Origin of the sequence: Lawsonibacter sp. LCP25S3_E2 (assembly GCF_052117285.1) — a bacterium.
In the GTDB taxonomy this organism is placed as follows: Bacteria; Bacillota; Clostridia; order Oscillospirales; family Oscillospiraceae; genus Lawsonibacter.
In genome coordinates, this window is the sequence record NZ_JBQKJL010000004.1 from 25187 (window position 1) to 43254 (window position 18068).

Below are 18068 nucleotides of genomic sequence, written 5' to 3' on the forward strand. Positions count from 1 at the left end.
ATTTCCCTTTTCTTCTATTTTTCTGTTGTTTTGGTTGTCAAAGGTAGAAAAAGCCTGACAGGGCAGGGATTTCTCCGGCAACCAGCCCGACAACGGAGTAACAACAGGATTTGCAACCAGCCGCACTTTTCAGAACGGCATCTCAATCTGCTCCGTGATCTCCAAAAATCCGTCCGGGATTTCTGCGGCATGGTTGCCGCTGTCGGTTGCAGCTCTTTCGCGCTCCCAGCCCTTTTGCCTGCCGTATCCGGCAAAGCTGCGGGGATTGGAGAAATACGTCCAGCCGGTCACACACTGGTTCATGATCTCATTGATCTCGCGGATCTCCCATTGCTTCGGCTCGTCAAAAGCATGGTTCAGCGCCTCCTTGTAAAGCTGCTTGGAACAGACGGTATCGCCCGTGTAGCTGTCCAGAAACGCCTGAATCATGCCCGCTTTCGTGTCCTCCGGCATGAAGTCCTTCTGATGCTCCTTGAGATAGCACACCATTTCCGGGCTGAATGTCAGCTTCCAGCCGCCTGCCCGGTAGATGGTCATCGCCTCCGCCCACACCTGCTGCAAGTAGACTCTGGATGCGGCTTCGTCCTCCAGAATGTGAACCTCCGCCTGCTCCGGGCAGACCTGTACCGGCAAAAAGCGACGATTGCCGGAACGGTCGAGGGGCAGGAAATCCATTGCGTTTGACGTGCCGCCAAACACACATTGCCGCAATCGGTCTGCCGGGTGGGTTTCATACGGGATTTTGTAGACCTCCTTCTGGCGGCTCAGAAACGACTTGATTTCCTCAATGCTCTTGGCGTTGGCGGTGGCGATCATCTCTGACATTTCAATGATCCAGTGACCTTGCAGCTTGCGGTATACGTTTTCATCGTCCAGCTTCCGCAGATCATCAGAAAACCACTCGTCCTTGCCTGCCAGCAGCCGGAAGAAGGTGGACTTTCCCGCGCCCTGACCGCCCACCAGACAGAGCATAACCTCAAATTTGCAGCCGGGGTGAAATGCCCGGTGAATCGCCCCCAGCAGGAACAGGCGTAATGCCTGAAAGGTGTACTCATCTGCCTCTGCGCCGAGGAAATGATGCAGGCAATAGCGAATGCGCTCCGTGCCATCCCATGTAAGGCTGTTCAGAAAGTCCCTGACAGGGTGATAGCTGTTCTGATGGGCAGCGAGATCGGCGGCATCCATGATCTTCTTCTCGCTTGTCAGGTCGTAATTCTCTTCCAGATACAGCCGGATGTACTTCATATCCGTGTCGGTCATGGAGGCGCTGGGGCTTCGGTCGTAGCCGATGGACTTGACAACGTCGGTGCGGTCGGTCAGCAGATTGTAGGCAATCGCGCCGGAGAGCAGCGGATCGTGTTGAAACACTGTCAGGCAGTTCTTGATGCTGTTGCGGACACCACCTTTTTCCGTGGTGTCCAGCATGGCTTTTACTTCTTCAACGCTCATCGACGGTGCTATACTGCCCGCCTGAATTTTGAGCTGCTGCCTCATCTGCGGCGGCAAGCTCTGCCATTCGCTGCTCAATTTTCCTCACTTCCTCTCCATATTCGATCACAACGGATGCCCGCGCCTGTATATCCCCGCCAAGCAGCTCGTCCAGCAGATATTCAACCAGCGAGAGCTTCTGTGATGCTTCTACAAAACGCGGATGATAGCCGTCCTCCGGCGTCTGCGGGGCATAATCCTCCTTCCAGCGGCATAAAAGTCGGTAATAGTCCAACAGCACACGGAAGCAGTAGCGTTCCATGTGCTGATAATTCTGTTCGTCGGTATTTTGTTGTCGCGGCTTGCTCATTTTGCCCGTGCCATCCTCATACGGAATAGCAAAATCCTGTGCCAGCAGAATTGCAGCTTCCTTGCTGCCGATCCCGCGAAGCCGGGAAACGAAGTCAATCACATCCCCGGTGGCACCGCAGCCGAAGCAGTAATACCGGCGATCCAGCTTCATGCTGGGTGTGCTGTCATCGTGGAACGGGCAGCGGCACATTCCGTTTCGCTCCACCCGGGTGCCGTATCGCTCCGCAGCCTGCCGGGTGGTCACAGACTGCTTGACGGCTTCAAAGATACTCAATAGGCAACGCCCTCCTTAGTGTTCAATTTCCTGCCTTTTCTGCCGCGTCGCGGCGTTCTGGCGCTCTTGCTCATGCTGCACCTCGTAGATGTTGTAGTGGATCGCCCAGAGCTTTTTCGCGTCGGCATGGAGCGGCGAAAGTCCCGTCTGAATGTCCCTATATTCCTGCTCCAACTGTTCGCGCTCTCTGCACCATGCGGTGATAGGCAGCTTGCCATCTTTGAAATACGGTTTCAGCTTGCGTTCCGCCATATAAAATGTCCGCAGTTCATCATCGTGTTTGGATTTGTATTTCTGCCTGGATTTCTCAAATCGGATGGATTTCAGCTTGTCCGCAGCGGGCTTGCCAGACTTGTAATAGTCCACCATGCGCAGCAGCTCATTCACTTCCTTGATACGGGCCTGCTTTGACGATGCCGACTTTTTCAACGTGTCGATTTTGTCCTGCATGGCGTGAAGCGTAGTTTCCAGATCGTCCACGGTGTAAAGGTTTTTGGATTGTAAAAAGCTGAACGCCTCGACGTAACGCTGCAAGTTGGCGTTTTTCGCCTTATTGCTGTACGCGCCCTTGTTGCGATTGGCACAATGCAGCGCCAGCAGATCGTTGAGCGTAGGCGGCTGGGGCTTGGCAAGCTCGGCTTTCACATCCTTCAGCCAGCCGATCAGCGCGGCAATCTTTTCCTTTGCCTCACGCAGCAGCGCGTTGGTTTTCCGAATGAAGCGATTCAGATCACCTTTGTCGGTGCAGATGCCCTTTGCCTCCATCGCCCGGACGGTGGGACCTTCGTGCTGCGTGGGGATCTGCTCCACACCCTGACGGGCAAAGCTACGGTGATCAATGCGGCAATCCAAGCCTTTTTCAGCAAACTTGGCGTTGCAAAGGTCAGCCCATGCCTGCCGCCATGCTTCCAGCGTTTCGGGCTTGCCCCAGTCCGTCGTGGGGACGGCATTGAATACATAATTGCCCGCCTCATCCAGAACGCGCTCTCCATGCTCGTCCAGCACATATTCCCGGTGCTGTTTGTTTCCCCACCTGCCGTCCAGTTCGATGGGACGAATCGGACACATGACGTGAAAATGCGGGTTGGAAATGCCGCCGTCCTCCTTGTCCGGCTGATGCACGGCAAAGTCTGTCACCATGCCCCGGCTCACAAAATTGTCCAACAGAAATTGCCTTGCAAGGCCGATGTTCTCATCCATGGAAAACTCATTCTGCAAGGCAATGTCAAAGCTGTATGCAAGCTGGGCTTTCTTGCCGCGCTCGGCTTTTTCCACGGCGTTCCAGAGCGTTTCGCGGTCTGCATACTCAGGCGGCGCGTGTGACGGGAGTAGAATTTCAGAACAGGTCACGCCGCCCTTGCGGGTGTAGTCGCTGTCCTCACCGTAATACGCACTGTGCAGCTTCTCCCCGGCGCGATAGGCGGCAGCAGCCACGGCAGATTGCCCCGCGCTGCGCTTGATCTGCGTTACATGAAAATGAAACAACGCGATACTCAGTCACCTCCTGCGTGATTGCCGGTGACTTCCATAAGCAGTCTTTGCGTGTCCGGCAGAGTAAAGGCCTGCTCTGCAAAGGCATAAAACGCAGTTTCGCTCAAATCTTTCGTCTGCGGTGCGACGCTCTCGATGGCTGCGCCACGGGTGATAAGCCGGTGCGCCCGCTTGCGCCGTTCTCCCTTTTCATAGTAGGCGGCGCGGTTCTCAAGGCGCTGGATTTTGTGCTCCTCCTGTGCAAGCTGGCATTCAACTTTCTCTTTCTCGGCTTGCAGTTTCTCAATTTCTTTTTCGTGCATGATTTTAACCTCCTGACTGATAAATGATGGGATGGATAGATACAAAAAGACCGCCTACGTTTTCGGTAGACGGTCTGACTCATGGTATGGGATTTTCAGGCTTTGCGGCGGAAATGGTCTGCGCCAGCAGACGGTTTCCGCTGCAAAGTCCGCTGGGATAGGCGCGCAAGCGTCGCAAGGGGTGCAGACCCTTGTACGGAGCAACGCGACGCAAAACAGCCCGGACAGTCAACTGTCCGGGCTGTCTGCCTCGCAGAGCGCACATACTCCCGTCAGGAGAGTATAGAAGTGCGCCCTTGTTACCAAGGGATTATTTAGCATCCCAATTCTCTAAGGATGTTCTTGCAATACATGATTTCTGTTTCAGAAAAAAGTGCCGCGTACTCCGGCTTGCATACCGATTCTTCCATTGATAAGTCCAAGCGCCCACAAGACCACAGTGTAGATAGCCCTTCTGATAAATTTCCCGTTTTTTGCGCACTTGCAATCAGCCGCCGTGCGGTTTCGACACCTCCGTATTGCGCTAACATCTGGTTGAACCGTGTAGGGTTATATTTACACGCTTTCTTTGCTTGTATCATTTTTTCACGCAGTTCTTCTTCAAATGTTCTTGTCAATACCTCCATGTGATAATCGCCCCCATTTTATATTTTTCGCTCAAAAACTTTTCCGCAATCCTGACATAGAAATTTAGTCTTTCCCCTTTTTCCGTTTATTCCGCTGGCTGCACCGATTATCGTGCCAAGAGGGTTAAACAAACTCCCCACAGTTCCACCGACAACAGCTCTTCCAACGGAAAATTTTGTTTTGGTTGACACTGGAACAATGTTTGTGCTTCTGCAAAAAATATTCGGGCAGCAAATCCTTCGCGCCATTTTCGCGTCCTCCCAATAGGCACAGTATGATTTAGTACTTGTTCTTAAATAAGAGGTTGTACCAGAAACTAACAAAAGCAATGAGTAAGAATTGTATCATAAATCGTTATGCTCCTCAGTTAGAATTAACTCGCCACGTCCATTCTTAGCAATCCCCGCCCACTCTAAAATTGCAGCCATTACAAACACGGGATCAAAAACCGATTCTCCGATTGTTCGACCGCGGTGAAGCGCTATTGTACCGACAACGGTATTTTCCTCACAGCCGGGTTCACCGAGCTTATAGTTTCTTCCATTGCCTTTCTTTGCTCTGCCGCCTTGTTTTATAAGGAGTTCTACAATATCGTCAAACACCTTATAGTCGTAGGCTGGCTTAACAGGCAACTTATCACTTGTAAAAGTTGTTCCGTCTGACTCTGCGTAGATCTCACAAGGAAGACCTCTGGCTGTGTATACGGTGATGTGACCACCGTGCGCTTTCAGCTTTGCTTTGATGATTTCGGACGCGAGTGTGCTTGTATAGTCCACATCCATGCGGCTTACATCAATTTCCTTTGGCATTACCTTCTCCGTTCCACCGCCAAGATTTAAGGCGGCAAGCAATTCATCCAGTTTCTTTTTTGCAGTTGGATAAGATATTTGCATATCAGACTGTACCTCCTTCAGGTTTCCTCTGTCTTTCAAAAAAGTAATCAAGAACTCGAATTGCTCCTTGTCGAGCCGATCAAAAGGGCTAAGGTCGAACGTGTTTCTTAGCTCCATGCCACAATCAGGGCATTGTAGCGTGCTAACTCGCAGTGTCCCATGACAGGCGGGACATTTTGAAATAAGCCGGTTCATGTAAATCACCTCTTCGCTTACATGATACAATTAGAAAACGATTTTGTCAATATAGTGCTTAATTATATTTATTACTATATTGCTTTTTGGAATGTGTCTCACCGCTTCTGCCACACAATGTCATACCCCAGCGCGTCCGCCAACTCTACCGCTTCGCCGTAGCGGAGCGAGCCACGCTTGAGCTTGCCGGAGAGATTGGGAACGCTGCGGCTCCAGCCGTATTCATCGGAGAGGTAGTCCACCACCTCCGTCATAGTCATTCCTGTGCGGACAATGTAGGACTTGATCTCATTACGATAAGTTTCAGATTTTCTCATATTAAAACTTCCTCCTGTTTTTTCGTTGCGCTCTATGGTAAAATGGGTTTGTCAAATCGTGACACCTATTCGCCATAGGGCGCTGATTTTTGATGTACGGCTTTTCGCTGGAAATGCCGCCGATGATGCGTTGGTCACAGGCGGCACCTTCCTCTTTTGCCATTTGATGTGTCTTTGCGTGAAACGGCGAAATGTCAAACTGGATAGCAAACGTCGCTCGCTGCCGGATAGCGCTCTATTCCGTGCAGATAACCGCACGGAGCAGAAAACTATTTCGCCGTTTTCACTTGCTCTGATTTTTACATTCGATTTTGCCGCTCTTTCCGAACGTCGTTCCTGCCCGGGATTCTCACCCCGGCGTTTCGTTCTCCTTGGTGCGCTGGATGCGGCACTTCGCCAGAGAACATATCCCGTTCGGACGGTCATGCAGTTTTCAAGGTTCAGGTGCGATTACAAGACCATTTTAGCGAAAAATATAGCCCTCTCCCGTATATCCAAGAGGTCGGAAAACGCGCCGAAAAACGCAGATTTCCACGCTTATGGACAAGACCGGAAAAGGGCAGGAATTTGAAGGGAGGACACCGCTATGCAGCCAAAACTCACCATTCAGGAACGGCTCAAAGACCTGCGCGTGGAGCGCGGTCTGACGCTGGAACAGCTTTCTGCGGAAACAAGCATTTCAAAGTCCGCGCTGGGAAAATACGAAGCCGACGATTTCAAGGACATCAGCCCGTTCAGCATGGTGGAGCTGGCTAAGTTCTACGGCGTGTCCACCGACTATCTGCTGGGGCTGACAGAACAAAAAAATCACCCAAACACAGAGCTGAACACTCTGCATTTGGGTGATGATGCAATTGAGGTATTGCGAACGGGTAAGTTCAACCACCGGCTGCTGTCGGAGTTGATCTGCCACAAGGATTTCCAGCGGTTCATGCTGGACGCTGAGATTTACGTTGACCGAATCGCGGATATGCGGGTCAATGACATGAACGCCGTGCTGGAAGCCGTCCGGCAGATGGCGCTGATGAAAAACGGCGGCGAGGAAAATGATCTGCACCTGCGGACACTGGAAGTCGCGCAGATCAGAGAGGACGAGTATTTCGGAAGCCTGATTGCAGATGACCTGAAAGGTATTCTCCGTGATATTCGGAATGAACATCGCCCCGATACCATGACGGCAGATGAAACATCCCTTGTCGCAACCGTACAGGGGCAGTTGCAGGATGCGATGAACTTTGAGGGCAGTTCTGAGGAAAAGAAAATCCGTGCATACCTTGCGACCATCGGCCTTGACTATGACGTCCTCACGAAGGAAGAATTTGTTTCGCTGATTGGGATTCTAAAAAAGTCCAAGTATATGAAAAATCCTATCAGTCAGCGTGGAAAAGCAAGAGCGCAGTTACCGCACGGGAAAGGTAAACGGAAACGTAAATAGTCACTATGACTGTGCAACTTTAGTTTATTCCAACAGATAGAGACATTTCCAAAAACTTGTGATATAATTTCAATAGGTTGAATCACAGCATACTAAATTAAGGAGGAGGCAAAATAATTATGGCGAAAGTGTACATTATCTGGGATAACTCAAATATTCATTATGGCGGTCTTAATCAAGTGTTTCCAATTAAAGAACCTGGACAGCAAAAAGAGTTATATCGAACTCATTTTTTAAACTTGCTTAACCTTGTTGCTGGGAATCGTGAAATTGGGCAAGTATACTTTGTTGGTAGCACGCCACCGGAATCGGATAGTATTTGGGCATATCTTCGCAGTGTTGGGATAAAACCCGAAACAATTCCGCGTTCAACTGCTGGAGGTGAGAACAACACTACTGATTATTTGCTTCAAAATCACCTTCTGCGGCTCGGCTACCTTTCTGAAAAGGGTACTATTGCACTTCTGTCAGGTGATGGCGCAGGAATATACAAAGATGAAGGCTTCTTTGCAGATTTGAAGAAGCTCCACAATGTTGGCTGGAATGTTGAGGTCTATGCGTGGGATGAAACTTGTCATAGAGGTATGAAAGACTTTGCAGAACAGAATTGGAATTTTACAAACTTAACCGACAGCTATTATCACATCACTTTCCTGCAAGGAGTTCGACCTGCTATATAAAACAAATATGGGCAGAGTATGTCTCAGCAAAGAGAATACCCTGCCCTTTTTATTTTGATTCTATAAAAAGTGTCACATCAAAGCTCTTCCACAAATGGTGTAATTGTGGTGTAGTAAGCGCCATTCGAGCGATGAAAACCATTGATATAATAGGCTTTTTCGGGGCTTCTTAGGATATTGCCGTGGCAGACAAATAAAATCTTAATCATCCCTATACTCCTTTAACTTACTGCTCTCCCAGTATAGCCGTTCACACTCTGTCTGTCAATTTGGCATGGAGGCCAAAAATCTTCTGGGAAAACCTTGATTTATCCGCCGTTATCTGGTATCTTAATAGGGCTGGCAAGAGATACCCACTTCAAAATGCTCAGCATTCCAACAAGTGAACACCAGGTTGTAAATCGGGCGACCGATTTTCAATACATGGAGGTGTACCCAAGTGGTTGAAGGGTCCGGATTCGAAATCCGGTAGGTCGGCTTCGCCGGCGCAAGAGTTCGAATCTCTTCACCTCCGCCAAGGCTCCGGAAGCATTTGCTTCCGGAGCCTTTTCTCTATCAACGAACTAGCGGTATGGAACCAAACTCCATGACGCTATCTTGTTCTTCTGCACGAACCTCCTCCATCCATTCCCTGTACTGCAGGGGGCGGGTAGTGATGACCTGCCCCTTACGGATACCAGCCAGCAGGCCAGAAACCCCTTAGTTTAGAACCTGGCCTGTTGATCCATATTGATTCAGCTCCAAGCCTTCCAAGATGACCTTCTCTCTTTGTCAGTGTAATATTTGGAGCGGAACAGTTACCGTACCTGGGTAGGAGCTCGGCTCCGCTACCGCTTCCATCTGCGCCTTAGCCGATATATTTCCCTGGAAAAAGAGCTCCAACGGTTTTTCTTCCCGTCAAAGGTTCCAAGAAAGCAAAAGGAATTGCGTTTTTCGTTGAGTAAAAGAGAGAATTTCCTTCTTTTGCCACGAAAACAGATGAATAATCTGTGAACAGACCAAAATTTTGGTATAATGGGATACGCCCCTGGGCTTGGTGGTCCTGGGGCGTATCTTATGTATGACAGGAAGGATCACAATGGAGCGTTCCAACCAGTATTCCACCCCCTATGAGTTTAAGGGGCGCCTTCCCCTGCGGCAGGCCATCCCCCTGGGGCTTCAGCATGTGCTGGCCATGTTCGTGGGCAATCTGACCCCCATTCTCATTATTACCAATTTGTGTGCCGCCGCTGGCGGCGGAGCGGAAGATTTTGCCGCCATCCAGGTAACCCTCCTTCAGAACGCCATGCTGGTGGCCGGACTGGTCACCCTGGTACAGCTGTTTTCCATCGGCCCGGTAGGCGGCCAGGTCCCCATCATCATGGGCACCAGCTCGGGCTTTATCGGCGTATTCCAGAGCGTGGTCAGCGTAATGGGGGGCGGTATTGTCTCCTATGGGGCGATTATGGGCGCCTCCATTTTAGGCGGCCTGTTTGAGACCGTGCTGGGTGCCTTTCTAAAGCCTCTGCGCCGGTTCTTCCCCGCCGTGGTTACCGGAACGGTAGTGCTCTCCATCGGCCTTTCCCTCATCAGCGTGGGCGTGGGCTCTTTCGGCGGCGGCACCGGTGCCAAGGACTATGGTTCTATGGAAAATCTGCTCATCGCCCTGGCTGTGATGGTCATCGTCCTGGCCCTGAAGCACGGGGCAAAGGGGCTGGCCAGCTCCTCCTGCATTCTCATTGGCATCATCTGCGGCTATGTGATCTGTGCAGTACTGCCCCTGTTTCTCTCTACCACCGGCGTCACCGCCGACGGAGTGGAGTATACCAAAGCCTGGGTGCTCAATTGGGACAAGGTGGCCCAGTCCAGCTGGGTGTCCATCCCCGCCATTCTGCCCGTCAAGCCGGTCTTTGACCTGCGGGCTATTCTGCCCGTGATGATTATGTTCATCGTCACTGCTGTGGAGACCGTGGGCGACATCTCCGGGGTCACGGAGGGCGGTATGGGCCGGGAGGCCACCGACACCGAACTGTCCGGAGGCATCATTTGCGATGGCCTGGGCTCCTCCTTCGCTGCTTTGTTCGGGGTATTGCCCAACACCTCCTTCAGCCAGAACGTAGGTCTGGTCACCATGACCAAGATCGTCAACCGCACCGCGCTGGCCTGCGGAGCCGTGTTCCTGGTGCTGTGCGGCCTGCTGCCCAAGCTGGCCGCCGTGGTATCCATCATGCCCCAAAGCGTGCTGGGCGGTGCAGCGGTCATCATGTTCTCCTCCATTGTCATGAGTGGTATCCAGCTTATCACCCGTGAGCCCCTTACCGCCCGGAACATGTCCATCGTCTCCGTGGCTCTGGGCCTGGGGTATGGTCTGGGCGCCAACAGCGGAGTGCTGGCAGGCCTGCCCCAGTGGGTACAGCTCATTTTCGGCGGCTCCGGCATTGTCCCCGCTGCCTTTGTGGCCATTCTTATGAACCTGCTGCTCCCCAAGGACAAGGAGAACTGACCGCTTTCCCGTTGACTTGTTCCCCCAGATAGAGTAAACTGAACGCGGACTGACAGGGCCGTCCCCAGATTTCTGGAGACGGCCTTTCTCAATCAATAGGAGGTGCCCACTATGGTGCGACGACAGGAACTGAGCTATATGAATGCCCTGGCCAGTCTGGCGGTGATTCTCATTCATGTGCTGTCTCTGGGGATCTCCAGCCTGACTCCCGGCACCTGGCAGAGTGTGGCAGTTTATCTCCCCTGGCGCCTGGCCGCCTTTGTGGTGCCCATGTTTCTCTACACCGGGGCGGTAAAAATGGCCATGCAGGTGTGGGACAAACCCCTGGGGCTTCGGGACTACCTGGGCTACTGCCTGAGACGAATACAGAAAATCTACCTCCCCTATGTGCTGTGGGTCGTGATTTACTACCTGGCCTTTTGGGTCATCCACTACGTGAGAGGGGACTGGGGAGAATTTTTCTCTTACCTTTGGCTGGGCAATCTCTCCTCGCCTTTCTACTACATTGTGATCGTCATGCAGTTTTATTTTCTCATGCCCCTGTGGCGGTGGACGGTACGCCACCTGTCCCCCTTTGTGGGCATGAGTTTGAGCCTGCTGGTGACCCTCTTCATGCAGCAGCTGCCCGCCCTGCTCCCATTTCCCTACTACGACCGGATTTTCCCCACCTACCTGTTGTTCTGGATGGCAGGGCTCTATGTGGGCCGGTACTACCGGGGGGTTCGGCTGCTCCGAAACGGATGGAATCTTGTGCTGGCCGGGGCGGGAGCTCTGTTCTGTGCAGGACTGGCCTGTTGGCAGTACGCCACAAGGCAGTGGGTCGTGAACCTGGATCTCATCAAGCTGTGTGCCGACCTGCTCTCCATCTTTTTCCTTCACTCCCTGTGCCTCTCCCTCACTCGGGCTCCGCAGCGGCTGCAAAGCCTATTGGTCAAGCTCTCCCAGTGTTCGTTCTTCGTCTATCTTTCCCACTGTCTGTTCCTCACTCTGATCACCGCGTTCCTTCAAAACCGGGGTGTGACATCCGTGGGTCCTCTGCTGGCAGCGCGCTTTGCCGTGTGCTACACCTTCCCCTTCCTGTGCTATTGGATCTACCGGAAGATGACCCGCTATCTTCCCTTCGCACGGGGACTGCTGGGATAAATACGATTGTACGATTGCTTTTCAACAAAAATCCCCCCTGATGCAAACCACTGCATCAGGGGGGATTTTCTGATTATTTCGTTGCTGCAAAGGCGGCAGCTTCTCAGTGTTCCTCAGGCTGGACCGGGGACGGCTCCCCATTGATCCACATCGGCAGAATAACCTCCACCTGGAACCGCTCTCCCTGCTCCCGGTAGGAAAAACTGCCTCCGTGGCAGCGGAGAATCTTACCGCAGGTATTGAGTCCGATATTCGTGCTCTGCCGCTTGTCCCTGTGGGGTGAAACACGGTTGGAAAGAGAAATATGCGCCTTGTCCCCGTCTCGCCAATAGGCAAGCTCTACCGGTTGAGCCGGGTCAGCGTATTTCAACAGATTGCTGTAGAGATTATCAAACATCCGCCGCAGAAGCTCCAAATTCACCTGGAGCTGCCCTTGCAGGGGCGAGAAATTCTGCTGCACCACAAAGCCATGGTTTTCCAGAGAAAATGCGTATTCTCCCAACAGGTGCTGAAGCAATTCATCTCCGTCCCGGTGCTCCAGGCAAGGCGCTGCCCACTCCGAGGAATAGACCAAAACATATTCAAAGAGCTTATCCGCCATAGACTTGATCTGAAGGGTTTTTTCCAGACTGCGCCGAATAAAGTGGGAAAGCTGCTCCTGATTTTCGTATTTGCCCCGCTCCATCAGCTCCAGATAGGCCAGCAAAGAGGTCAGCGGGGTGCGCAGATCATGGGACATGGCGGTAACCAGTTCAGAATTGGCCAGGCGCATACGCTCCTCCGCCGCCTGGTGAGCAGCAATGGAACGGCGCATCTGGTCAATCCCATCCGCCAGCTCTCCCAGCTCGTCGTTGCCCCGCACGGTAACCTCATAGCTGAGATCTCCTCCCGCCAAAATATCCAGTTCCTTTTTTAGCTGCTGGATGTAGCGAAGCTTCCTGTGGATCAAGGCAATAAAGCACAAGGAAAACGTCACAAACGCACCCAGTGCGGACAGAAAAATGGTTCCGTAATAATAGGCCTCACCGGCGTAAACGTACAAAAACGCCCTTGTCTGGGTACCATCACTCAGCTTCAGCGCAAATTCCCGCTCTGGACTTTCCATCTCAGGCGTGTAATCCTCCACCGGAGGCTGTCCCTGGGAGGTATAGAAGGATTCATAGATCAGCCGGTCATTCTCATAGATCACCAGATAGATCTGATTTCCCCGCCCGCACCAGATATCCAGCGGACGTAGGTTTTCCGGCGTGACCTCTTTCTCCATCACATATTCCTGGAGGCGCTCAAATTTCTGTTTGGTCACCTGCAGAGTAAAGCTTTCCCCATAGACCGTCCGGGTAAGCAGCCAGTCGCCGCCCCAGAAAAGGACCAAAAACACAGCGGCGGCAGCCAGCAGCGACCGCAGAACATCAAAAAACAGTTGGACGCCGAGGCTGTGCCTTTTACTCAATCCGGTACCCCCTCCCCCACACGGTGCGGATGGTACGGCTGTTCTGAGGATCGTCCCCCAGCTTGCGGCGAATATTCCGGATGTGGACCATGACAGTATTGTTCGAGCTATAGAAATAGGGCTCGTTCCACACACTCTCATAAATATTCTGCACGGAAAACACTTTGGTGGGGTGGGAGGCCAACAGCAGCAAAATCCGATACTCCGTATCCGTCAAAGGCACCTCGCGCCCCTCCTGACGCACCACACACTGGCGCGGATCGATTTCCACCGTTCCGCAGCAGTGGATCGTGGACTCCAGATCCGTCTGTTTTGCTCCATATACATAATAGCGGCGGAGCATAGCCTTCACCCGTGAAATGAGCTCGCTATAAGAAAACGGCTTGACCAGATAGTCATCCCCTCCCGCAGAAAATCCCAGCGTTTTGTCGGAATCCTGAGACTTCGCGGTGAGAAACAGCACCGGCACGGCCGAGCGCTTGCGGATTTCTGCGCACACCCCATATCCATTCATATCGGGCATCATCACGTCCAGGATGACCAGTCCTACCGAATCGTCCAATTTTTCCAGCACCTGTTCCCCGTTGGTGGCCTCAATCACCTGATAGCCTTCACTCTCCAGCAACAGTCGCAGCACTTCCCGGATCTCCGGGTCGTCATCCACAAATAAAATTTTCTGGCCTTCCACAGCCTCGCCTCCTTTCGTATTTTCATTATACCTCTTTTTTCCCGCTCCGGATAGATGCCTCCTGGAAGCTTCAGATTTCTTAAGATGTTCCCCAGGCAGATATTAAGGAATCCTCTTTATACTGTTTTTACCAAAGAAAAAGACAAAAATCAACTGTTTTCTAAATTTTGGAGGTCCTCAGCTATGCCAAACGCGCGCTCATTTAAGCGCTTTCTTACCGTTTTTTTGGTCTTGCTGCTGGCAGTGTGCATGCTCGTTCTGTTTAAGGGATATTTAGACGGACATTTCCGCTCCATGGAATCTCTGCGGGCCTACGTGGGCAGCTTCGGACTGTTTGCACCGCTGGTGCTGACGGTGATCCAGGCCATTCAAGTCGTGCTGCCCGTGCTGCCAGGCTTTCTCGGCTGTATCGTAGGGGCCGGCATGTTTGGGGCTATGGGTGGATTCTGGTGCAACTACATCGGCATTAGTGCCGGGTCTATCATCGCCTTTCTTCTGGCCCGAACTTTCGGTACAAGCCTGGTGCAATGCATGGTCCCCATGGAGAAATACCACTCTTTTGTGGAGTGGATCGAGCGGCGGCGCAGTTATACCGTTATTTTATTTCTGGCCATCCTTCTGCCCCTGGCCCCGGACGACTTTCTATGCTACTTCTCCGGTCTGACCGGGATGTCCACCAAAAAGTTTACCTGGATCATTCTGCTGGGTAAGCCCTGGTGCATCCTGGGATACAGTCTCTTTTTTGCCTATTTTGCCAAATGATATGGGAGGATTCAATATGCTGGGCGTTTACAACTATACTGTTATTTTGACCTACTTTGGAATGCTGGTCTCTTTTGTTGGCCTTTCCTTCACGATAAACGGAGACTTCAAAAGCGCATTGATCTGTCTGATGATCTCCGGAGTGTGCGACATGTTTGATGGAAAGATTGCTTCCACCATGGTACGTACCCGGCAGGAAAAGTGCTTTGGCATCCAAATCGACTCCCTCAGCGACCTGGTCTGCTTTGGCGTGCTGCCGGCTGTGTTCGTCTGCCAGGCAGCTTCCGAAAATAAGTGGTCTTTTGCCATCAGCGGGGTCTATCTTCTCTGTACGCTCATCCGTCTGGCCTGGTTTAATGTAGATGAAGAAGAACGGCAGGCAACATCCCAGCAGCCCAGGACAGTCTATCTGGGCCTTCCGGTAACCACCGCGGCTCTGCTTCTGCCTCTGCTGACGGGACTTTGCGGTATGGCAGGCTGGTCCCTCACCTGGGCAGCTCCGCTTCTTCTGCTGGCTATGGCCTTGGCATTTCTCACCCCCTTCCAGCTAAAAAAACCAGCTCTGCTGGGCAAACTGGGCATGCTGGCGTGCGGCGCTGCCGGATTCTTCATTCTAATGGTGGGGGTGCAGCCATGAAAGGATCTTCCCCCGCGGTTCAATTCTTATATGGGACAAGACCGGGCCGGGCCATGTTGTCTCTGATTCTTCGCTCCCGGTTCGATCGTACCATAGTCCGCTTTCTCCGCTCCCGGTGGTCCCGGCCTCTGGTAAGCTGGTATGCCAAACGCTACCGCATCCCCCTCACACGGGAACAGCGCAGAAGCTTCCATACCTTTCGGGACTTCTTCGCCCGGGAGCGGGAGGAACTGGATTTTGACCCCGCCCCCCACCACCTGATCAGCCCCTGTGACGGGTGGCTGAGCCATTTCCCCATTCAGCCGGACAGCAGCTTTTCCATCAAGGGCTTCTCCTACCGGTTGGAAGACCTGCTTGAGGATCAGGATCTGGCCCCCCGCTACCACGGAGGGGATTGTCTCATTCTCCGTCTGGAAGCCTCGGACTATCACCACTACTGTTACATTGACGACGGCTTTCAGGGGGAAAACCACCTTATCCCCGGCGCCCTTCACAGCGTCCAGCCCTGCGCCTGTGCCGCCTTCCCCGTCTATACCCTCAACCGAAGGATGTGGACGCTCCTGGCCACGGAGCACTTTGGCCCCGTGATTCAAACTGAGGTAGGTGCTCTGGTGGTCGGCGGCATCGTCCCCCAAAAAAAGGGCGGGCGCTTCCGAAAGGGAGAGGAAATGGGGCATTTTGAACTATGCGGCTCCACCATCGTGCTGCTTTTTGAGCGGGGGCGTATCCAACCGCTCCCCCGGCTTATCCCCAGCCTTGCCGATGGCGGAGAAATCCGCGTAAACCAGGGAATGTGGATTGCCAGCAGCGCAGGGAGGACCACCCATGACTAAACGTCTCTCCAGAACGTGGCTGTTCCCTCTGTGCGCGGTGGTATGGAACCAGAGTGTATATTATGGTGGAAATCTGCTGGCGAAAAACGCCCCCCACTGGAATCTGGAGCTCTGGCTGGATTCTCTGGTCCCGTTTCTCCCCTGGACCGTATCCATCTATCTGGGCTGTTTTCTGTTCTGGGCGGTATTTTATATACGCATGGCCGGAGAGGAACACCGCCTGGCCTGCCGCTTTTTCCTGGCCGATTTTCTGGCCAAGGGAGTTTGCCTGGTCTTCTTTGTGCTGCTGCCCACCACCAATCTCCGACCTCTCGTTCCCGGAAACGGGATATGGGACCATCTGATGCGGTTTGTCTATTGGGCGGATGCTCCCACCAACCTCTTCCCCTCCATTCACTGTCTGGTCAGCTGGCTTTGCTTCATCGGCGCCCGCAATCTCCCCCGCTTCCCCCGCTGGGGCGTATGGCTCACGGGGCTGACGGCAACGGCAATCTGTCTGTCTACTCTCACCACCCGGCAGCATGTGGCCGTGGACGTGTTGGGAGGCATTTTATTGGCGGAAATGAGCTACTGGATTGCCGGACACAACGTGCTTTTGGAACCCTTTTCCCGCCTTTCACGCCGGCTCACCAACTGACCTGTGCCGCATAATTGACCGATTCAATGGAAAAGCCGCTGGGACGGACATGACGATCCGTTCCAGCGGTTTCTTTTTTCAGCTAGACAAGCGCTGCGGCTTGCAAGCTTAGGATTGCTCTTTCTCTTCCCAGGCGTTATAATGGCCTTGCTTTCCAATGCTACAACGGCCGGCAGGCCGGAGAAAGGAGACTCAATCCCATATGGATTCCTTCCAAATTGCCACGCTCTCCCGCAAGAGGCAGCCCTCACTCAGCTTCCGCCCCTTTACCGTGGCCGAGGCTCAGAAGGCCCATGATTTTCACGCAAGCTTCCCCATCTATCAGCCCACCCCTCTCACCGCCCTGCCTAACCTGGCCCAGGCACTGGGCGTGGAGGAGATTCGGGTCAAGGACGAGAGCTTTCGCTTTGGCCTAAATGCTTTCAAGGTCCTGGGCGGGAGCTACGCGATGGGCCGGTACATTGCTCAAACGCTGGGCGAGGACATCTCCGCCCTCCCGGCCGAGCGGATCCTCTCCTCTGAAGTCCGGGAAAAGCTCGGAGCGGTCACGTTCGTCACCGCCACAGACGGAAATCATGGCCGAGGCGTGGCCTGGACTGCACACCAGCTGGGCCAGCACTCTGTGGTCTATATGCCTAAGGGCAGCGCCCCGGAACGGCTTCACAACATTCAGGCCGAGGGCGCCCAGGCCTCCATCACCGAGCTCAATTATGACGGAGCCGTGCGTCTGGCCAACCAACAGGCTCAAGAAAAGGGCTGGGTCATGGTGCAGGATACCGCCTGGGAAGGGTATACCGACATTCCCCTGTGGATCATGCAGGGGTACACCACCATGGGCTATGAGATCGTCCGTCAGTTGGAGGACGAGGGGGCTCCCCCGCCCACGCACCTGTTTCTTCAGGCCGGTGTGGGCAGCATGGCCGGGGCCATGGCCGCTTTCTTCTCCTCCTACTATGGCGAACACAGGCCCTTCATTACCATCGTAGAGCCCAACAAGGCCAACTGCCTCTTCCGCACCGCCCAGGCGGACGACGGAACGCTCCACTTTGTCACTGGTGATATGGACACCATCATGGCCGGTCTTGCCTGCGGCGAGCCCTGCACCATCGCCTGGGAGGTACTGCGGGAATGCGCCGATGCCTTCCTAAGCTGTCCGGACTATGCCGCGGCGGACGGCATGCGCATTTTGGCCGCTCCCCGAAAGGGAGATACGCCCATTGTCTCCGGCGAATCCGGCGCGGCTACCTTGGGCTGCACGGCCAATATTTTGCTGCGGGAAAGTCTGCGGGAGCTGAAACAGGCCCTGCAGTTAGACGAACACAGCCGCCTGCTCTTTATCAGCACCGAGGGAGACACCGACAAAGACAACTACCGAAAGGTAGTCTGGGGCGGAAAATATTCCAAGGTCTATGAATGATACGG

General features: G+C 53.3%; 21 protein-coding genes and 1 tRNA gene. 11 read left to right on the plus strand and 11 right to left on the minus strand.

Translation table 11 applies throughout. The annotated features are described in order from the left end of the window. Nucleotides 1–129: 129 nt before the first annotated feature. From ACTQ3R_RS05000 to ACTQ3R_RS05035, 8 genes are all read right to left on the minus strand, one after another. Entirely contained in the window at nt 130–1425 is a 1296-nt protein-coding gene (locus tag ACTQ3R_RS05000) for a VapE domain-containing protein (RefSeq protein WP_441779073.1), read from the minus strand. Nucleotides 1426–1438: 13 nt separating this feature from the next. Continuing rightward, on the minus strand, nt 1439–2074 hold the full coding sequence (locus ACTQ3R_RS05005) for a CHC2 zinc finger domain-containing protein (protein WP_441779072.1): 636 nt from the start codon (nt 2072–2074) through the stop codon (nt 1439–1441). Between the two features lie 15 nt (nt 2075–2089). After that, nucleotides 2090–3565, minus strand: a complete 1476-nt coding sequence (gene mobQ, locus ACTQ3R_RS05010) for a MobQ family relaxase (protein ID WP_441779100.1) — start codon at nt 3563–3565, stop codon at nt 2090–2092. 2 nt (nt 3566–3567) lie between these two features. Next, nucleotides 3568–3867: a DUF3847 domain-containing protein gene (locus ACTQ3R_RS05015; RefSeq protein WP_441779071.1), complete on the minus strand. Its 300-nt coding sequence runs from the start codon at nt 3865–3867 to the stop codon at nt 3568–3570. A 314-nt stretch (nt 3868–4181) separates the two neighbouring features. Beyond that, nucleotides 4182–4493, minus strand: a complete 312-nt coding sequence (locus tag ACTQ3R_RS05020; protein WP_441779070.1) for a hypothetical protein — start codon at nt 4491–4493, stop codon at nt 4182–4184. Between the two features lie 18 nt (nt 4494–4511). Beyond that, entirely contained in the window at nt 4512–4742 is a 231-nt protein-coding gene (locus ACTQ3R_RS05025; RefSeq protein WP_154040653.1) for a hypothetical protein, read from the minus strand. 96 nt (nt 4743–4838) lie between these two features. Further along, entirely contained in the window at nt 4839–5582 is a 744-nt protein-coding gene (locus tag ACTQ3R_RS05030; protein ID WP_154040654.1) for a DUF2089 domain-containing protein, read from the minus strand. Nucleotides 5583–5680: 98 nt separating this feature from the next. After that, nucleotides 5681–5899 carry an LLM class flavin-dependent oxidoreductase gene (locus tag ACTQ3R_RS05035; RefSeq protein ID WP_118586058.1) on the minus strand — a complete coding sequence of 73 codons (219 nt, stop codon included), beginning with the start codon at nt 5897–5899 and terminating at the stop codon, nt 5681–5683. A 58-nt stretch (nt 5900–5957) separates the two neighbouring features. On the opposite strand from ACTQ3R_RS05035, the gene ACTQ3R_RS05040 reads away from it, so the two are divergent. From ACTQ3R_RS05040 to ACTQ3R_RS05050, 3 genes are all read left to right on the plus strand, one after another. Further along, nucleotides 5958–6470: a hypothetical protein gene (locus tag ACTQ3R_RS05040; RefSeq protein ID WP_441779069.1), complete on the plus strand. Its 513-nt coding sequence runs from the start codon at nt 5958–5960 to the stop codon at nt 6468–6470. Nucleotides 6471–6485: 15 nt separating this feature from the next. After that, complete coding sequence (locus ACTQ3R_RS05045; RefSeq protein WP_441779068.1) at nt 6486–7334, plus strand: helix-turn-helix domain-containing protein; 849 nt, start codon at nt 6486–6488, stop codon at nt 7332–7334. A 119-nt stretch (nt 7335–7453) separates the two neighbouring features. Beyond that, nucleotides 7454–8014, plus strand: coding sequence for an NYN domain-containing protein (locus ACTQ3R_RS05050; protein WP_441779067.1), 561 nt, complete (start codon nt 7454–7456; stop codon nt 8012–8014). A gap of 77 nt (nt 8015–8091) precedes the next feature. Here the strand turns inward: ACTQ3R_RS05050 and ACTQ3R_RS05055 are convergent, their stop codons facing one another. Continuing rightward, nucleotides 8092–8223 carry a hypothetical protein gene (locus ACTQ3R_RS05055; protein ID WP_441779066.1) on the minus strand — a complete coding sequence of 44 codons (132 nt, stop codon included), beginning with the start codon at nt 8221–8223 and terminating at the stop codon, nt 8092–8094. A 216-nt stretch (nt 8224–8439) separates the two neighbouring features. On the opposite strand from ACTQ3R_RS05055, the gene ACTQ3R_RS05060 reads away from it, so the two are divergent. The 3 genes from ACTQ3R_RS05060 to ACTQ3R_RS05070 all read left to right on the plus strand — a co-directional run bounded on the left by ACTQ3R_RS05060 (nt 8440) and on the right by ACTQ3R_RS05070 (nt 11639). After that, nucleotides 8440–8531 (plus strand) — tRNA-Ser (locus ACTQ3R_RS05060). A 561-nt stretch (nt 8532–9092) separates the two neighbouring features. Continuing rightward, complete coding sequence (locus tag ACTQ3R_RS05065; protein WP_441779065.1) at nt 9093–10496, plus strand: uracil-xanthine permease family protein; 1404 nt, start codon at nt 9093–9095, stop codon at nt 10494–10496. Between the two features lie 111 nt (nt 10497–10607). After that, the gene (locus tag ACTQ3R_RS05070) at nt 10608–11639 is read left to right on the plus strand and encodes an acyltransferase (RefSeq protein ID WP_441779064.1); all 1032 of its coding nucleotides are present in this window, start codon (nt 10608–10610) and stop codon (nt 11637–11639) included. 103 nt (nt 11640–11742) lie between these two features. Here ACTQ3R_RS05070 and ACTQ3R_RS05075 read toward each other — a convergent pair whose 3' ends face one another. Beyond that, entirely contained in the window at nt 11743–13089 is a 1347-nt protein-coding gene (locus tag ACTQ3R_RS05075; protein ID WP_441779063.1) for a HAMP domain-containing sensor histidine kinase, read from the minus strand. Further along, nucleotides 13082–13777 carry a response regulator transcription factor gene (locus tag ACTQ3R_RS05080; RefSeq protein ID WP_441779062.1) on the minus strand — a complete coding sequence of 232 codons (696 nt, stop codon included), beginning with the start codon at nt 13775–13777 and terminating at the stop codon, nt 13082–13084. Before ACTQ3R_RS05080 ends, ACTQ3R_RS05075 begins: the two co-directional genes overlap by 8 nt. 183 nt (nt 13778–13960) lie before the next feature. On the opposite strand from ACTQ3R_RS05080, the gene ACTQ3R_RS05085 reads away from it, so the two are divergent. The 5 genes from ACTQ3R_RS05085 to dpaL all read left to right on the plus strand — a co-directional run bounded on the left by ACTQ3R_RS05085 (nt 13961) and on the right by dpaL (nt 18063). Further along, nucleotides 13961–14539, plus strand: a complete 579-nt coding sequence (locus ACTQ3R_RS05085) for a TVP38/TMEM64 family protein (protein WP_441779061.1) — start codon at nt 13961–13963, stop codon at nt 14537–14539. Nucleotides 14540–14555: 16 nt separating this feature from the next. After that, nucleotides 14556–15176, plus strand: coding sequence for a CDP-alcohol phosphatidyltransferase family protein (locus ACTQ3R_RS05090; protein ID WP_441779060.1), 621 nt, complete (start codon nt 14556–14558; stop codon nt 15174–15176). After that, a complete protein-coding gene (locus tag ACTQ3R_RS05095) occupies nt 15173–16009 on the plus strand; it encodes a phosphatidylserine decarboxylase (protein WP_441779059.1) in 837 nt (278 codons plus the stop codon). The genes ACTQ3R_RS05090 and ACTQ3R_RS05095 overlap by 4 nt, the downstream gene beginning before the upstream one ends. Beyond that, on the plus strand, nt 16002–16646 hold the full coding sequence (locus ACTQ3R_RS05100; RefSeq protein ID WP_441779058.1) for a phosphatase PAP2 family protein: 645 nt from the start codon (nt 16002–16004) through the stop codon (nt 16644–16646). Before ACTQ3R_RS05095 ends, ACTQ3R_RS05100 begins: the two co-directional genes overlap by 8 nt. Nucleotides 16647–16848: 202 nt before the next feature. Continuing rightward, complete coding sequence (gene dpaL / locus ACTQ3R_RS05105; protein ID WP_441779057.1) at nt 16849–18063, plus strand: diaminopropionate ammonia-lyase; 1215 nt, start codon at nt 16849–16851, stop codon at nt 18061–18063. Nucleotides 18064–18068 lie beyond the last annotated feature (5 nt).

Bases quoted from the DNA above. Each gene is read 5' to 3' on its own strand.
- dpaL (WP_441779057.1), top strand. From the start codon at position 16,849: ATGGATTCCTTCCAAATTGCCACGCTCTCCCGCAAGAGGCAGCCCTCA.
- ACTQ3R_RS05030 (WP_154040654.1), bottom strand. From the start codon at position 5,582: ATGAACCGGCTTATTTCAAAATGTCCCGCCTGTCATGGGACACTGCGA.
- ACTQ3R_RS05050 (WP_441779067.1), top strand. From the start codon at position 7,454: ATGGCGAAAGTGTACATTATCTGGGATAACTCAAATATTCATTATGGC.
- ACTQ3R_RS05070 (WP_441779064.1), top strand. From the start codon at position 10,608: ATGGTGCGACGACAGGAACTGAGCTATATGAATGCCCTGGCCAGTCTG.
- ACTQ3R_RS05035 (WP_118586058.1), bottom strand. From the start codon at position 5,899: ATGAGAAAATCTGAAACTTATCGTAATGAGATCAAGTCCTACATTGTC.
- ACTQ3R_RS05085 (WP_441779061.1), top strand. From the start codon at position 13,961: ATGCCAAACGCGCGCTCATTTAAGCGCTTTCTTACCGTTTTTTTGGTC.
- ACTQ3R_RS05045 (WP_441779068.1), top strand. From the start codon at position 6,486: ATGCAGCCAAAACTCACCATTCAGGAACGGCTCAAAGACCTGCGCGTG.
- ACTQ3R_RS05020 (WP_441779070.1), bottom strand. From the start codon at position 4,493: ATGGAGGTATTGACAAGAACATTTGAAGAAGAACTGCGTGAAAAAATG.
- ACTQ3R_RS05015 (WP_441779071.1), bottom strand. From the start codon at position 3,867: ATGCACGAAAAAGAAATTGAGAAACTGCAAGCCGAGAAAGAGAAAGTT.
- ACTQ3R_RS05095 (WP_441779059.1), top strand. From the start codon at position 15,173: ATGAAAGGATCTTCCCCCGCGGTTCAATTCTTATATGGGACAAGACCG.
- ACTQ3R_RS05025 (WP_154040653.1), bottom strand. From the start codon at position 4,742: ATGGCGCGAAGGATTTGCTGCCCGAATATTTTTTGCAGAAGCACAAAC.
- ACTQ3R_RS05055 (WP_441779066.1), bottom strand. From the start codon at position 8,223: ATGATTAAGATTTTATTTGTCTGCCACGGCAATATCCTAAGAAGCCCC.
- ACTQ3R_RS05090 (WP_441779060.1), top strand. From the start codon at position 14,556: ATGCTGGGCGTTTACAACTATACTGTTATTTTGACCTACTTTGGAATG.
- ACTQ3R_RS05065 (WP_441779065.1), top strand. From the start codon at position 9,093: ATGGAGCGTTCCAACCAGTATTCCACCCCCTATGAGTTTAAGGGGCGC.
- ACTQ3R_RS05100 (WP_441779058.1), top strand. From the start codon at position 16,002: ATGACTAAACGTCTCTCCAGAACGTGGCTGTTCCCTCTGTGCGCGGTG.
- ACTQ3R_RS05000 (WP_441779073.1), bottom strand. From the start codon at position 1,425: ATGCTGGACACCACGGAAAAAGGTGGTGTCCGCAACAGCATCAAGAAC.